Below are 15,835 nucleotides of genomic sequence, written 5' to 3' on the forward strand. Positions count from 1 at the left end.
TGCTCAGCAATAGGTGTTAAAAAAATATGGAGGTGTTTTAATATGTTACAAGGAGCTAAAAAGCAAGAAATAATCGAAACTTACAAAACTCATGAGGGAGATACTGGTTCTCCAGAAGTTCAAATAGCATTATTAACTACTAGAATAAATGAGTTAAATGATCACTTAAAAATGCACAAGAAAGATCATCACTCAAGAAGAGGTCTTTTAAAGATGGTTGGAAGCAGAAGACGTTTACTTAAGTACTTAAAAGGAAAAGATTTAGACAGATATAAGACTTTAATTGAAAAATTAGGATTAAGAAAATAATAAAGGGCAGGGTTTACCTGCTCTTTTTAAATACATAATAAATTATTTCTAATAGGGAATAATAAATATATGGCGTATTTTAAATAAAATTGTTTACTAAAATTAAAATTTGTAGTATCTTTTACCTATGAGAGGAGGCAAATTATGTATAAAAATTTTGAAATGGATTTAGCAGGAAGAAAACTTTCTGTGGAGATAGGTAAAGTATGTGAAATGTCAAATGGAAGTTGTATGTTGAAATATGGGGATAGTGTTGTACTTGTAAATGCATGTGCATCTTCTGAGCCAAGAGGGGGAATTGATTTCTTCCCGCTTAGCGTTGATTATGAGGAAAAACTTTACTCAGTGGGTAAAATACCTGGAGGATTTATAAAAAGAGAAGGAAGACCATCAGAAAAGGCTATATTGACATCTAGATTAATAGATAGACCTATTAGACCTTTATTTCCAAAAGGATATAGAAATGATGTACAAGTTGTAGCAACTGTAATGTCTACAGATCCTGATTGTCCTACTGATATAGTAGCAATGATAGGCTCATCTGTAGCTCTTTCAATATCAGATATTCCATTTGATGGACCAACTGGATCTGTATGTATAGGATTGATAGATGGAGAGTTTGTAGTTAATCCTACGGTAGAACAAAAGAAAGAAAGTCAGTTAAACTTAATAGTATCTGGAACTAAAGATGCTATAATGATGGTTGAAGCAGGCGCGAATGAATTAAGCGAAGATTTAATGTTAGATGCTATTATGTTTGCACATGAGGAGATAAAAAAAATAGTTGCATTTATTGAAACAATAGTAGAAGAAATTGGAAAACAAAAACAAGAGGTTGTTTTATATAAGCCTGATGAAAATATTGAAGCGGCTGTTAGAGAATATGCGTGTGAAAATATGAGACAAGCTATAAAAACAGTTGAAAAGCTTGAAAGAGCTGAAAAAATGGCAAACGTTAAAGAAGATACTTTATGTCATTTTGAAGAGATATACCCAGAAAATATTAAAGATGTAGATTCGGTTTTACATAGTATCATAAAAGAGTTAGTAAGAGATATGATTGTAAATGAGAAAATAAGACCTGATAATAGAAAATCAGATGAGATAAGACCTATATGGTCAGAAGTTGGAATTCTTCCAAGAACACATGGTTCTGGACTTTTTACAAGAGGACAAACACAAGTTTTAACTGTAGCTACTCTTGGATCTTTAGGTGATGTACAAATAATAGATGGACTTGAAGATGAAGAAGATAAAAGATATATGCATCATTATAATTTTCCTTCATATAGCGTAGGAGAAACAAGACCTTTAAGAGGTCCTGGAAGAAGAGAAATAGGACATGGAGCACTTGCATCAAGAGCATTAGAGCCTATGATTCCAAGTAAAGAAGAGTTCCCATATACAATAAGATTGGTATCAGAAGTATTAAGTTCTAACGGATCTACATCTCAAGCAAGTGTTTGTGGAAGTACATTGTCATTACTTGATGCAGGAGTTCCTATAAAGGATATGGTAGCAGGTATAGCAATGGGGCTTATAAAAGAAAATGAAAATATAGCAATTTTATCTGATATACAAGGAATGGAAGATTTCTTAGGAGATATGGACTTTAAAGTGGCTGGAACACCAAACGGTATAACAGCTATACAAATGGATATAAAAATAGATGGAATAGATAAAGAAATACTAAAAACTGCACTTGAACAAGCTAAAGAAGGTAGACTTCATATACTGAATGAAATGAAGAAGACAATAGATACGCATAGAGAAGAAATGTCTGAATATGCTCCAAGAATAATAAAATTAAAAATACACCCTGATAAGGTTAGAGACGTTATAGGACCTGGTGGAAAGACTATAACTGGTATAATAGAAGAGACTGGTGTTAAAATAGATATAGAAAAAGATGGAGAAGTATTCATAATGTCTCCAGATAAAGAATTAGGACAAAAAGCAAAAGATATGATATTAACTATCGTTAAAGAAGTTGAAGAAGGGGAAATATATGAAGGAAAAGTAACTAGAATAATGAATTTTGGTGCTTTTGTAGAAATATTACCTAAAAAAGAAGGTTTAATTCATATATCTAATATAGCTCACGAAAGAGTAGAAAAAGTTGAAGATGTTCTAAAAATAGGAGATATAGTAAAAGTTAAAGTTACTGAAATAGATAAGCAAGGAAGAATAAATCTTTCAAGAAAAGCATTGATTGAAAAACCAGAAAAAGTAGAAAAGACAGAAACTGAAAAAAAAATGTAGTACAAAAATAAGCGCTTTATAAAGTGCTTATTTTTTTTTATTTAAAGAAAATATATAATTTTTAATATATGAATAAAATTAATGAAAGAACTATAATTGTAATTATTTTTGCATAAATTCATAGATCCAATAATAGATATATATTGGACTAGGTATTATAGCCTAATATCCTCAAGATAAAAAAGGAGATGAATTTATGATAGTTATAATTAAAAAGAAAAAAGTAATTAGAATGACTTTGATTATATTGGCTATTGGGATGATGAGTCTTATAACTAACTATAGTGTAAGTTGTTTTAATAATAAGCAAGAGCCCTTTCATAAAGGTAATAAAGAAAATTCAAACCATGTAGCTATAACTTGTAATGTAGATTGGGGAAATGAATACATAGATACTATGCTTGAAACTCTTAAAGAAGAAAATGTTAAAATAACTTTTATGGTTACAGGTAGATGGGCAGATAAATATCCGGATATACTTATGAAAATAAAAGCAGATGGTCATGAAATTGGAAATCATGGCTATAAACATACGGACTATAGTAAACTTGATTATAAATCAAATTATGATGAAATACAAAAGTCAAAGAAAATAATAGAAAATATAATAAAAGAGGACACTAAATTTTTTGAACCTCCATCTGGATATTATAGTGAAAATACCGTAAAAGCTGCAGTGGATTTAAATTATATACCTATAAAATGGACATTAGATACTATCGATTGGAAGTACAAAGACAATCCTGATAAAATAGTACAGAGAATAAAATCAAAAGATATGGAGGATTCCGGTATTATATTGATGCATCCTACTAAAGCTACATCGCAGGCTTTAAAATCGATAATAGAAACTATAAGAAATAATGGTTATGAGGTGGGATGTCTTAGTGATATATTTGATATGTAGTAAATCAACACAGGTTTTTATTCTATAGGAATTACAACATTTTTGTTTTGTGGATAACTAGTTTAAGAAAGAGATACTTGCGACTATTTTTGAGCAACGGAGCCTGAAAGAATCGTTGGCTACATGAGTCACCGCGTTAGCGAGTAGACGAATTTTTTAATGTTGAATAAATATATAATGTAAACTATAATTAGATGTGTAACTTTAAAGATTGGGAGGCTAGAAAGTGTCTAAAAAATATACTCTAGATAATGGTTTAGTTATAGTAGGTGAAGAAATAAATCATGTAAACTCTGTAAGTTTTGGAATTTGGGTAGATGTTGGGAGCAGGTATGAAGATGAATATACAAATGGAATGTCCCACTTTATAGAACATATGTTATTTAAAGGAACTAAAAATAGAACAGCAAAGAAAATAGCTGAGGAAATAGATCATCTAGGTGGTCACATAAATGCTTTTACTAGTAAAGAAACGACTTGTTATTATGTGAAAATGATTGACGAACATATAGAATCTGGAATAAATATACTAGCAGATATGATATTAAATCCTTTGTTTTTAGATGAAGATATATCAAAAGAGAGAAGTGTTATACTTGAAGAAATAAATATGTATGAGGATTCACCAGAAGATTTAGCTCATGATATGTTATTTGAAATGATTTATAAAAATCAAGGAATTGGAAGAAATATATTAGGAACAAGAACCTCTTTAAAAAAAATAAAAAGAGAAAATATGGTGGAATTTTTTAATAAATATTATGTTCCTAATAATTGTGTAATATCTATATGTGGTAATTTCAACTTTGAGAATATGGTTGAACTAATAGAACGAAAATTTAAAGGATGGAATAATAAAAAAGATAAAAACATAGATATTAATAATTGCAATTTTAATTTAGGAATTATAACTAGAAATAAAGATATAGAGCAAATGAATTTATGCATGGGACTTGAAAGTATAGGACTTGAAAGTGAAGATATATATGCTCTATCAATTGTAAATAATATATTCGGATCTAGTATGAGCTCTAGGCTGTTTCAAAATATAAGGGAAGAGCAGGGGACTGTTTATTCTATTTACTCATATTTGACGTTGAATAAGGGAGTAGGAGTATTTAATATATCTTCGAGTATGAGTGAAAAGAATATATATAGAGTATACAATTCTATTATTAATGAAATAAAATTAATTAAAGAAAACAGTCTTACAAAAGAAGAAATTAAAAGATCAAAGGAGCAATTAAAGGGTAATTATATATTGGGACTTGAAAGCACTAGTAGCAGAATGATGTCTATGGGTAAGTCACAAATTTTACTAAATAAAGTAAATAATCCAAAAGATATACTAAATAAAATTAACAATGTAACAGATGATGAGATAGATAATATAATAAAAGGTATTTTTGATACAGATAAAATAGCCATTTCTGTAGTTGGTAAAAACAGTGAGAATTTAAGTTTTTAGGGGGGAGTAGTATGAAATTGTCTTCTATTGCTGGTAAAGAGATTGTTAATTTGACAACAGGGGAAAGGCTGGGAATTATAGCTGAATCAGACTTGGTAGTTGATGAAGGAACAGGTAGAATAATGGCGTTGGTTATACCAAGAGATAGAAGCTTTTTTTCATTTAGAAGAGATAAATCTACCTTAGAGGTGCCATGGAAAAATGTAAAAAAAATAGGTAATGATATGATTATAATTGAATATGAAGGCAATATATAGCGTTGGAGGGCAAGACTATGAATATATTAGTTCAAAAATTTGGGGGAACATCAGTAGAATCATATGAAAAAATGAACAAGATATGTGAAATAATAAAAAAATACAAAGATGATGGATATGATTTAGTTATTGTAGTATCTGCAATGGGAAGAAAAGGAGCTCCGTACGCAACAGATACTCTTATACAACTTTGCAAACAAGTCAATGAAGATGTATCAAAGAGAGAACTTGATCTTATAATGTCTTGTGGTGAGATAATATCTGGCACTTTACTTGTTAATATTCTAAAGAGTAAAAAAATCAACTCTATATTATTAACAGGTGCTCAAGCGGGGATTATTACTAACGGGAAATACGGAGACTCATCAGTTATTGATGTGAATCCAAATAGAATAAAAGAAGAGTTAGAAAAAGACAATGTAGTAGTAGTAACAGGGTTTCAAGGAATAACAGAAAATGGAGAAGTTACAACTCTTGGAAGAGGAGGTAGTGATACGTCCGCTGTAATTGTAGGAGCAGGATTAGATGCAAAAATTGTTGAGATATATACAGATGTAGATGGAATAATGACTGCTGATCCTAGAATAGAACCAAATGCTAAGGTTATAGAGTGTATAAACTATGATGAAGTATTTCAAATGGCTGAAAAAGGAGCTAAGGTCATTCATCCAAGAGCAGTTGAAATAGCTAAAAATAATAATATTGTTTTGAAAATTAAAAATACTTTAAATCCAGGAAATGGAACAAGTATAGGTTCATATTTATCAAAAGAAATAGATGGATATATGAGTATGAATAAAGACTTAATGACTGGTATAGCAAATGCAGATGGTATAGTACAAGTTAAAATTACAGATTGTAAAGAATCTACATTTACAGATTTATTAAGTGATATGGAACAAAATGATATAAGTATGGATATGATTAATTTCTTTGTTAAAGAAAAGGCATTTACTATTGATGAAGAAAAATTAAAATGTCTTGAAAAATTATTTGATAAATACGATATAACTTATGATATAGTCAAAAATTGTTCGAAAGTAACTTTGATAGGTAGTAGAATAAATGGTATTCCAGGAGTCATGGTTAGAATAGTTAAAGTATTATCTGAAGAAAAAATAGAAATACTTCAAACATCAGATTCGCGTATGACTATATCTTGTGTAATAAAGCGAGAAGACCTTAGAAAAGCTGTTAATGCTCTTCATAAAGAATTCAATTTATCGCAAGTCTAATAGTTCTAAAAAAACTGTATAATTCAAATTTATTTTAAGTTGCTATTTAAATAGCAACTTATTTTTTTGCTTAGATTCCTATATATTGGGCAAAATAAGACAAACGTTAATTATCTGTTAATGCAACTACAATAATAGGAGGAAATTATGGAAAATAAAAAAAATAAGGATGATTCTAAGAATAAGGATATGATAGAAGATATAAGACAGTTAGGTACTCCTAATTTAGGACTTGATAATAAAGAAATACAGTGTATAACTATAATTGGTGAAATAGAGGGACATATGATGTCTTCTCCTCAGAAAAAAACAACTAAATATGAGCATATAATTCCTCAGTTATATGCAATTGAAGAAAATCCTAATATAAAAGGAGTACTTATAATATTAAATACTGTAGGAGGAGATGTAGAGGCCGGACTGGCTATATCAGAACTTATAAATAGCTTGTCTAAACATACGGTTACACTTGTATTAGGAGGAAGTCATAGTATTGGAGTGCCTCTTGCAACATCAGGAGACTATTCCTTTATAGCTCCAACTGCAACGATGACAATTCATCCAATAAGAATGAATGGACTTATAATAGGCGTGAGCGAGACTTTTGAATATTTTAGAAAAATGCAACAAAGAATTACTGATTTTATAACTAGAACGTCAGATATAGACAAAGAAAATCTAAATAAATTAATGAATTCAAGAGATGAACTTGTAAATGATGTAGGAAGTGTATTAATTGGAAAAGAAGCGGTAGAATACAATTTAATAAATGAAGTAGGAGGACTAAAAGAAGCAATACAACATTTAAAAAATTTGATCTCAAATGAAAAATCAGATGAAAATTCGCAGGAAAATAAATAATATGTTATAATTATAAAATGAAAGTGTTAGTGTGAAAGGCATTAACACTTTTATTAATGTAATAATATGCATAATTTATCCGAAAGCTAAAAATTCAGCTAGGGTAAAAAATCCATCTGAATTAAGTTTTCGCTTTATGTACATAATTTACATATGATATATTTTGATGGGGTGATGCTTATGAGAAAAAGAAAGAAAAGAGAAACTAAAAATAAGCTAGACAATAAGTTTATGCAAGAACTTAGAGATCTTAGCTTAATATTTTTAGGATTATTCTTTTTATATAGCTTAAAGACTAATTCAATGGGAGAAGTAGGGTATTTTATTAAGGTAATGTTTTTGGGATTTTTTTCAAAGTTATCTATAATAGTACCATATATTATAATTTTAGTAGGAGTAATCAATTTAATAAATAGCAATAAAATTAAAAATATAAAAAATTACAAATTGTATTATCCTTTAATATTTATAATAATTTTAATTTATGGACTTATGAAAAAAGATTTTATACCAGTAGATAGTCCGTTTATACCTCAAAATCTAAAAATAATATTTTCAATATCTATAGAGGGTAACGGCAGCGGGATATTTAGTACTATAATAGCATATTATTTTATTAAATTATTTGGAGTTAATGGTTCTTATATAGTTAGTATTTTTGCTTTAATTGTTATTACTTTATTTGCTTTCAATATATCAATACAAGATGCTTTAAAAAGATTAAACAATTTATTAATAGATAGCTTTATTGCTTTTAAAAATTTTGTTATTAGCTTTGTAACAGTTGAAAAACGACAAAATAACAAAGTTAAAAAGAAGATTAAAATTAACAACAATGAAGATTCTTACGAAGAAAATTCAAAAGAAAAGCCTATAAAAATAATAAACTTTGATCGAGAATCTAAAACTGAAAATCAAGTAGATAATGTAGATAATAAAGTAAACTTAGAAGATAATAATATCAAACAGTCTAATTTGAAAAATATAGATAAAGAGCAAGATAATGATAAAGAAAAAGAAGTAAAAGTAGTAACGAACTCTGATGTGGAGAATTTTTCTGACTATGAAATACCTAGTGTTGAATTATTAAAGGAATCTACCAATAATGTTGATGTAAAAGATAAAAAGCAGATATTAAAAAATGCTAAATTATTGGAACAAACGTTAAAAGATTTTGGTGTAGAAGCTAGTATAAATCAAGTTACTAAAGGACCCACTATAACTAGATATGAAATTCAACCAAAAGCTGGAGTAAAGGTTAGTAAAATTGTAGGACTAGTTGATGATATTGCTTTAAGCTTAGCTGCAAAGAGTATAAGAATAGAAGCACCTATACCAGGAAAAGCTGCTGTTGGGATAGAAGTTCCAAATGAGCAGGTACAAATTGTAACTTTAAGAGAGGTTATAGAATCTAAAGAATTTACAAATAATGAATCAAAGTTATCATTTTCATTAGGTAAAGATATATCAGGAATGCCTATAATTACAGATATATCAAAAATGCCTCATCTACTTATAGCAGGTGCAACTGGATCTGGTAAAAGTGTTTGCGTTAATACACTTATAAATAGTATACTGTATAAAGCAAAGCCGGATGAAGTTAAGTTTTTAATGATAGATCCAAAAGTTGTAGAACTTACAAATTATAATGGTATACCACATTTGCTTATACCGGTTGTGACAGACCCTAAAAAAGCAGCATCTGCTCTTAATTGGGCAGTAAGTGAGATGAATAGAAGGTATAAACTGTTTGCAGAAAATTTAGTAAGAGATATAACTGGATACAATAATAAAATGGAAGAAAAATTGCCTAAGGTAGTAATAATAATAGATGAACTTGCAGATTTAATGATGGTAAGTCCTAATGATGTTGAAGATGCTATATGTAGGTTAGCACAGATGGCAAGAGCAGCAGGAATGCATCTTATAGTAGCTACACAAAGACCTTCTGTAGATGTAATAACAGGGGTTATTAAAGCTAATATACCATCAAGGATTGCATTTGCTGTATCTTCTCAGGCCGATTCAAGAACAATACTAGATAAGGGTGGAGCAGAAAAACTTTTAGGAAAAGGAGATATGTTATTTTATCCGGTTGGAGCTACTAAGCCAGTAAGACTTCAAGGTGCTTTTATATCTGATGATGAAGTAGAAGAAGTGGTTAGTTTTGTAAAAAGTCAAGTAGAAGAGGTGAAGTATACAGAAGATATAATAGAAAATATAAATAAAGGAATAAACGTAGAATCATCTGATGTGGATGATTTACTAAGTGATGCTATAGAGCTTGTAATAAATACTAATCAAGCCTCGGCCTCAATGCTTCAAAGAAAGTTTAGAATAGGATATAATAGAGCTGCACGACTTATTGATCAAATGGAGGAAAGAGAATTGATAGGTCCAAGTGAGGGAAGTAAACCAAGAAAAGTTTTAGTTACTAAAGAAGAATTTGAAAGTACAGTGGGTGAATAATTTGAGTAATATTATAGAGATTGAGAATGCTTTGAAGTTAGAAAATAGTATATTTATAGATGTAAGATCTGAGTCAGAATATGCAGAGGATAGAATTTTAAATTCTGTCAATATACCTATTTTAAATGACGAACAAAGGAAAATAGTGGGGACATTATATAAGCAAGAAGGAAAAGAAAAAGCTATAGAAAAAGGTTTAGAATTAATAGCTGACAAATTAAAGGATATTTACATAGAATTGAAGAAATTATCAAGTGAGTATGATAACCTGATAATATATTGTGCAAGAGGTGGAATGAGGAGTTCTCTTTTTGTGAACTTTTATTCTGGGTTAGGTATTAATATGCATAAGCTAGATGGAGGTTATAAAAAATATAGAAAGTATGTTATAGATTTTTTAGAAAATGCAGATAAAAACTATGAATTTATAGTACTTCATGGATTAACAGGGGTTGGAAAAACGGATGCCCTTAAATATTTAAGTAGTAAAAATATAAGCAGTTTGGACCTAGAGGGGTTCGCTCAAAACTGTGGATCTGTATTTGGTTATTTGGGATTTGAAAAAGAACCACCTAGTCAAAAAATGTTTGAAACATTATTGTTTGATTATATAATAAATTCTAATTCTAAATACATATTTACAGAAAGTGAAAGTAGAAGAGTTGGGTATGTGATGTTGCCAGAAAATATATATAATATGACTATAGATAAAGGCTATCATATACTTGTTGAAGATAGTACAGAAAATAGAATACAAAGACTCGTAAATCAATATGTCAATTTAAGTTCTAAAGATGATGATAAAATTTCAGAGTCAATAGAAAAGCTTAGAAAGAGACTTGGAAATGAAAAAACAGATTATTTAAATGAAAAACTACATCTAAAACAATACGATAAAATAGCAGAAGAACTTATAATCAATTATTATGATCCGCTATATAAATATTCTATTGATAAATTTAATTATGATAATATTATAAATGTTGATGAATTTGAAAAAGCCATGGACGATTTGATAAATATACATAGACAGTTACATGAAGGGAGTTTAAAGTAATGGGTTTTAAAATAGCACTAGAATCATTAGGATGTTCTAAAAATTTAGTAGATGCTGAGGTCATGTTAGGAATACTTAAAAATAATGGACATAGACTTACAAGTGATTTCGAACAAGCTGAAGTAATAATAGTAAATACTTGTGGATTTATAGAGTCGGCAAAAGAAGAGTCTATAAATACAATATTAGAGCTTGCAGAGTATAAAAAAACAGGAAATTTAAAAATACTTATTATGTCTGGTTGTCTTGCACAAAGATACAGTGAAGAGATACAAAATGAGATAGAAGAAATAGATGCTATAGTTGGAACTGCAAGCTATTCAAAAATAGCTGAAATAATAAAGAGGCTGTCTGAAGAAAAAAATATAATTGAACTTGACGAGCTTGATTTTGTATATGATGAAACACTACCCAGATATACTACAACACCTTCCTATATGGCTTATTTAAAAATAGCTGAAGGGTGTGACAATCACTGTACTTACTGTATAATACCTAAATTAAGAGGAAAATATAGAAGCAGGGAATTAGAAAACATAATAAAAGAGGCAAAAGAACTTGCAAAAAATGGAGTTAAAGAATTAGTCGTAATAGCTCAGGATACAACAAGGTATGGAGTTGATATATACAAAGAGCACAAACTTTCATATTTGCTTAAAGAACTTGCAAAAATTGAAGAACTTAAGTGGATAAGAGTTATGTATTCGTATCCAGAAGAATTAAATGAGGAAATAATAAAGGTTATAAAAGAAAACGAAAAAATATGTGCTTATTTTGATTTACCAATACAACACTGTAATAATAGAATACTAAAGCTTATGAATAGAAGAACGACTAAAGAAGAAATAAAAAACAAGATAGATATGATAAGAAAAGAAATACCAAATGCTTGTATTAGAACATCTATAATAGTAGGATTTCCTTCAGAGACAAAAGAAGAATTTGAAGAACTAAAAGAGTTTGTAAAAGAAGTTAAATTCGATAGACTTGGAGTATTTGCTTACTCTCAAGAAGAAGGTACAGCTGCTGCAAAATTAGAAAACCAAATAGATGAAGAAATAAAACATAATAGAAGAGATGAATTAATGCTTATTCAGCAAGAAGTATCTCTTAATAACAATGAAGCAAAAATAGATAATGTATATGAAGTTTTAATAGAAGAAAAATTAGAAGACAACGTATATATAGGAAGAACATATCAAGATGCTTATGAAATAGATGGTGTTGTATATGTAAATACAGATAACAAATTAGATATAGGACAATTTGTTAATGTAAAAATAAATGATGCCATGGAATATGATTTAATGGGAGTGATGTTAGATGAATCTAGCAAATAAGCTGACTATACTTAGAATATTATTAGTACCTGTATTTGTAGTAGTAATACTTTCTGGTGTTAAAAATTCACTATTGATTTCAGCATTAATATTTGCAATAGCATCGATAACAGACTTTTTAGATGGATATATAGCAAGAAAATATAATTTAGTAACTAATTTCGGAAAGTTTATGGACCCTTTAGCGGACAAATTATTAGTTGCTGCAGCTTTTATAACTATGGTAGATTTAAATCTAGTATCATCATGGGCTGTAATAGTAATAATATCAAGAGAATTTGCTGTTAGCATATTAAGGGCAATAGCAGCATCATCTGGAATAGTTATAGCTGCTAGTAAATGGGGAAAAGCAAAAACTGTATCTCAAATATTAGCTATAATGATGATTTTATTAAATATACCATACTCCAATATATTTATGGGAATTGCTGTAATGCTTACTATATATTCAGGATATGATTATATAAATCTAAATAGAAATATATTTAAAAATATGAATTAATAATAAAGTGAAACTTAATTCAGATGGAGTTTTTATTCCATCTGGATTTCTAGTTGAACTAATCCAGAAGCTGTAGAATTTTTATCTCTAGCCTTAACAGGATAGAGTTTTAGAATTCTTAGCTTTCGGATAAATAAGACTTTGAAATCTATGCTAGATTTTAAGGTCTTATTTTGATTGTAGAAGATTTTAGTTAAAATAATATGAATAATATAATACATAATTGACTATAAAGAAAATATAATATATAATTCTACATAGAACGTCTGTTCTTCACATGAAAGGTGGGTTAATTATGAATGAAAATAAGAAAAAAGCGTTAGACATGGCTCTTTCTCAAATAGAAAAAGACTTTGGTAAAGGATCTATAATGATACTTGGTGAAAATACAAAAATGAATATAGAAGCTATATCAACAGGATCGATAGGACTTGATATAGCTATTGGAATAGGAGGTCTTCCAAAGGGAAGAATAGTAGAAATATATGGACCAGAATCATCTGGTAAGACAACAGTAGCACTGCATACAGTAGCAGAAGCACAAAAAGCGGGAGGAATAGCTGCATTTGTTGATGCAGAGCATGCTATTGATCCTGTATATGCAAGGGCATTAGGAGTAGATATAGACAATTTGATAGTATCTCAACCAGATACAGGAGAGCAGGCTTTAGAAATAGCAGAAGCATTAATAAGAAGTGGAGCTGTAGACATAATTGTAATAGACTCGGTTGCAGCACTTGTTCCAAAAGCAGAAATAGAAGGAGAAATGGGAGATTCACATGTAGGTTTACAAGCAAGACTTATGTCACAAGCATTGAGAAAACTAACTGGAGCTATTAAAAAGTCAAATACAGTTACAATATTTATAAATCAGCTTCGTGAAAAAGTAGGTATAATGTTTGGTAATCCAGAAACTACAAGTGGAGGTAGAGCATTAAAGTTTTATTCGTCAGTAAGACTTGACGTTAGAAAATGTGATACTATAAAACAAGGAGATAATATACTTGGAAGTAGAACAAGAGTTAAAGTAGTTAAAAATAAAGTAGCACCTCCATTTAAAAAATGTGAATTTGATATAATGTATGGAGAAGGTATATCAAAAATTGGAGATATATTAGATGTTGCTGTAGAAGTTGATATAGTTAAGAAATCAGGTTCTTGGTATAATTATAACGATATAAAATTGGGACAAGGAAGAGAGAATGTTAAAAAGTTCTTAGCTGAAAATAATGAATTAGTAGAAGAAATAGATAATAAAGTAAGAGTTCATTATGGACTAATAAAATGTGAAGAGACAGACGCAGCTACTGAATAAGCGGTGTAAACCTTGACACTTTAATCAAAAAATTATACAATTAAGAAGTAAGAGACTCTTAAATATATAGAGACCTATGTCTCTATATATTTTTGATTAAGTGCATCTTTTAATTAGAAAATGAAAAGAAAGACTTTGTTTAGTTTAGCTATTTTAATGACTTAAATTTTACTATTTATGTTTGAAATAAAAATAAAAAATATAAATAGATTATTTTCGTTTAATCCAGAGATTTTAGGGTTGAATTAGTTGAATTTAATTCATTCAGATAACAATGTGGATTGAATTTTACTTTAGAAAAGGGAGGTGGAGATTATAGAAATATTATTAGTTGTAGCAGGGACTGGAATCGGAATCTTAGTCGGTTATATGGCGCGTAAAAATATAGCAGAGAAAAAGACGGGAGCTGCAGAAGAAGTATCTAAGCAAATAATAGAAAAAGCTGAAAAAGATGCTGAGACTATAAAAAAAGAAAAATTATTAGAGGCAAAAGAAGAATCTCATAAAATGAGAAGTGAAGTGGAAAAAGAAAATAAAGAAAGAAGAAGTGAACTTCAAAGATATGATAAGAGATTAGTTCATAAAGAAGAAAGTATAGATAGAAAACTACAAGCACTAGAATCAAAAGAATCTAATTTGAATGAAAAATTAAAAACGATAGTAAAAAAAGAATTAGATATAGAAGAAATAAAAACTAAACAAATTGAAAAGTTAGAAAGTCTTTCAGGAATTACATCAGAGCAGGCAAAGAATATTATATTGACTAATACAGAAAAAGAAGTTAGACATGAAATGTCAATGATGATAAAGGAAATAGAGGTTGCTGCTAAAGAAGAAGCTGAGAAAAAAGCTAGAGAAATAATATCATATTCAATTCAAAAATGTTCGGCAGATCATGTTGCTGAAACTACAGTTACGGTAGTAAATCTTCCTAATGACGAAATGAAGGGAAGAATCATAGGAAGAGAGGGTAGAAATATAAGAACCCTTGAGACCTTAACAGGTATAGACTTGATAATAGATGATACTCCAGAGGCTGTAATCTTATCAGGTTTTGACCCGATAAGAAGAGAAGTAGCAAGAATTGCGTTAGAAAAACTAATATCAGATGGAAGAATACATCCAGCAAGAATAGAAGAAATGGTTGCAAAGGGAAGAAAAGAAGTCGAAAATATAATAAAAGAGCAAGGTGAACAAGCTACTTTTGAAACTGGTGTTCATGGACTTCATCCAGAACTTATAAGGTTACTTGGTAGACTTAAATATAGGACAAGTTATGGTCAAAATGTTCTTAAACATTCTATAGAAGTATCTCATTTAGCTGGAATAATGGCAGCTGAAATTGGAGCGGATGTAAAGCTTGCAAAAAGAGCAGGATTATTACATGATATAGGAAAAGCTGTAGATCATGAGATGGAAGGTACTCATGTTGAGTTAGGAATGGATTTACTTAGAAGATATAAAGAATCTAAAGATGTAATTCATGCTATGTCAACTCATCATGGAGATTATGAACCTCAAACTGTTGAAGCAGTTCTAGTTACTGCTGCGGATGCTATATCTGCTGCAAGACCAGGAGCAAGAAGAGAAACACTAGAAGCTTATATAAAGAGACTAGAAAAACTAGAAGAAATATCTAATTCATATGATCAAGTAGAAAAATCATATGCTATTCAAGCTGGTAGAGAAGTTAGAATAATAGTAAAACCTGAAAATGTTAAAGATGAAGGAATGCATTTACTTGCTAGAGAAATAACTAAGAGAATAGAAGATGAATTAGAGTATCCAGGACAAATAAAAGTAAACATAATAAGAGAAACAAGAGCAATAGAATATGCAAAATAGAAAAAGTA

The 15,835-nt window shown here is 29.2% G+C and carries 13 protein-coding genes; all 13 read left to right on the top strand.

Translation table 11 applies throughout. The features are described 5' to 3' along the window. Positions 1-42: 42 nt before the first annotated feature. The 13 genes from rpsO (at position 43) to rny (ending at position 15,827) form a co-directional block, all read left to right on the top strand. Positions 43-309, top strand: a complete 267-nt coding sequence (rpsO, locus tag WJW32_RS09555; protein WP_340257706.1) for a 30S ribosomal protein S15 — start codon at positions 43-45, stop codon at positions 307-309. A 144-nt stretch (positions 310-453) separates the two neighbouring features. Further along, a complete protein-coding gene (gene pnp / locus WJW32_RS09560) occupies positions 454-2,571 on the top strand; it encodes a polyribonucleotide nucleotidyltransferase (protein WP_340257707.1) in 2,118 nt (705 codons plus the stop codon). Between the two features lie 196 nt (positions 2,572-2,767). Next, positions 2,768-3,478 carry a polysaccharide deacetylase family protein gene (locus WJW32_RS09565; RefSeq protein ID WP_340257709.1) on the top strand — a complete coding sequence of 237 codons (711 nt, stop codon included), beginning with the start codon at positions 2,768-2,770 and terminating at the stop codon, positions 3,476-3,478. 226 nt (positions 3,479-3,704) lie between these two features. Next, the gene (locus tag WJW32_RS09570; protein WP_340257710.1) at positions 3,705-4,946 is read left to right on the top strand and encodes a M16 family metallopeptidase; all 1,242 of its coding nucleotides are present in this window, start codon (positions 3,705-3,707) and stop codon (positions 4,944-4,946) included. A gap of 11 nt (positions 4,947-4,957) precedes the next feature. After that, positions 4,958-5,203 carry a YlmC/YmxH family sporulation protein gene (locus WJW32_RS09575; RefSeq protein ID WP_277733877.1) on the top strand — a complete coding sequence of 82 codons (246 nt, stop codon included), beginning with the start codon at positions 4,958-4,960 and terminating at the stop codon, positions 5,201-5,203. A gap of 17 nt (positions 5,204-5,220) precedes the next feature. Further along, the gene (gene dapG / locus WJW32_RS09580; protein ID WP_340257713.1) at positions 5,221-6,438 is read left to right on the top strand and encodes an aspartate kinase; all 1,218 of its coding nucleotides are present in this window, start codon (positions 5,221-5,223) and stop codon (positions 6,436-6,438) included. A gap of 147 nt (positions 6,439-6,585) precedes the next feature. Next, the gene (locus tag WJW32_RS09585; RefSeq protein WP_445330229.1) at positions 6,586-7,299 is read left to right on the top strand and encodes a ClpP family protease; all 714 of its coding nucleotides are present in this window, start codon (positions 6,586-6,588) and stop codon (positions 7,297-7,299) included. Between the two features lie 180 nt (positions 7,300-7,479). Next, positions 7,480-9,768 (top strand): DNA translocase FtsK, encoded by a 2,289-nt coding sequence (locus tag WJW32_RS09590; RefSeq protein ID WP_445330230.1) that lies wholly within the window; start codon positions 7,480-7,482, stop codon positions 9,766-9,768. A 1-nt stretch (position 9,769) separates the two neighbouring features. Continuing rightward, positions 9,770-10,825, top strand: coding sequence for a tRNA 2-selenouridine(34) synthase MnmH (gene mnmH / locus WJW32_RS09595; protein ID WP_340257716.1), 1,056 nt, complete (start codon positions 9,770-9,772; stop codon positions 10,823-10,825). Beyond that, positions 10,825-12,165, top strand: coding sequence for a 30S ribosomal protein S12 methylthiotransferase RimO (gene rimO / locus WJW32_RS09600; protein ID WP_340257717.1), 1,341 nt, complete (start codon positions 10,825-10,827; stop codon positions 12,163-12,165). Before mnmH ends, rimO begins: the two co-directional genes overlap by 1 nt. Then, on the top strand, positions 12,149-12,667 hold the full coding sequence (gene pgsA, locus WJW32_RS09605; protein WP_340257718.1) for a CDP-diacylglycerol--glycerol-3-phosphate 3-phosphatidyltransferase: 519 nt from the start codon (positions 12,149-12,151) through the stop codon (positions 12,665-12,667). Before rimO ends, pgsA begins: the two co-directional genes overlap by 17 nt. Before the next feature lie 295 nt (positions 12,668-12,962). Beyond that, a complete protein-coding gene (gene recA / locus WJW32_RS09610; protein WP_340257720.1) occupies positions 12,963-13,982 on the top strand; it encodes a recombinase RecA in 1,020 nt (339 codons plus the stop codon). A gap of 306 nt (positions 13,983-14,288) precedes the next feature. Next, positions 14,289-15,827, top strand: a complete 1,539-nt coding sequence (gene rny / locus WJW32_RS09615; protein WP_340257722.1) for a ribonuclease Y — start codon at positions 14,289-14,291, stop codon at positions 15,825-15,827. Positions 15,828-15,835: the final 8 nt, after the last annotated feature.

The organism is Tepidibacter sp. Z1-5 (genome assembly GCF_037844525.1).
GTDB lineage: Bacteria > Bacillota > Clostridia > Peptostreptococcales > Peptostreptococcaceae > Tepidibacter_A.

Bases quoted from the DNA above. Each gene is read 5' to 3' on its own strand.
- rpsO (WP_340257706.1), top strand. From the start codon at position 43: ATGTTACAAGGAGCTAAAAAGCAAGAAATAATCGAAACTTACAAAACT.
- pnp (WP_340257707.1), top strand. From the start codon at position 454: ATGTATAAAAATTTTGAAATGGATTTAGCAGGAAGAAAACTTTCTGTG.
- WJW32_RS09565 (WP_340257709.1), top strand. From the start codon at position 2,768: ATGATAGTTATAATTAAAAAGAAAAAAGTAATTAGAATGACTTTGATT.
- WJW32_RS09575 (WP_277733877.1), top strand. From the start codon at position 4,958: ATGAAATTGTCTTCTATTGCTGGTAAAGAGATTGTTAATTTGACAACA.
- dapG (WP_340257713.1), top strand. From the start codon at position 5,221: ATGAATATATTAGTTCAAAAATTTGGGGGAACATCAGTAGAATCATAT.
- WJW32_RS09585 (WP_445330229.1), top strand. From the start codon at position 6,586: ATGGAAAATAAAAAAAATAAGGATGATTCTAAGAATAAGGATATGATA.
- WJW32_RS09590 (WP_445330230.1), top strand. From the start codon at position 7,480: ATGAGAAAAAGAAAGAAAAGAGAAACTAAAAATAAGCTAGACAATAAG.
- rimO (WP_340257717.1), top strand. From the start codon at position 10,825: ATGGGTTTTAAAATAGCACTAGAATCATTAGGATGTTCTAAAAATTTA.
- pgsA (WP_340257718.1), top strand. From the start codon at position 12,149: ATGAATCTAGCAAATAAGCTGACTATACTTAGAATATTATTAGTACCT.
- recA (WP_340257720.1), top strand. From the start codon at position 12,963: ATGAATGAAAATAAGAAAAAAGCGTTAGACATGGCTCTTTCTCAAATA.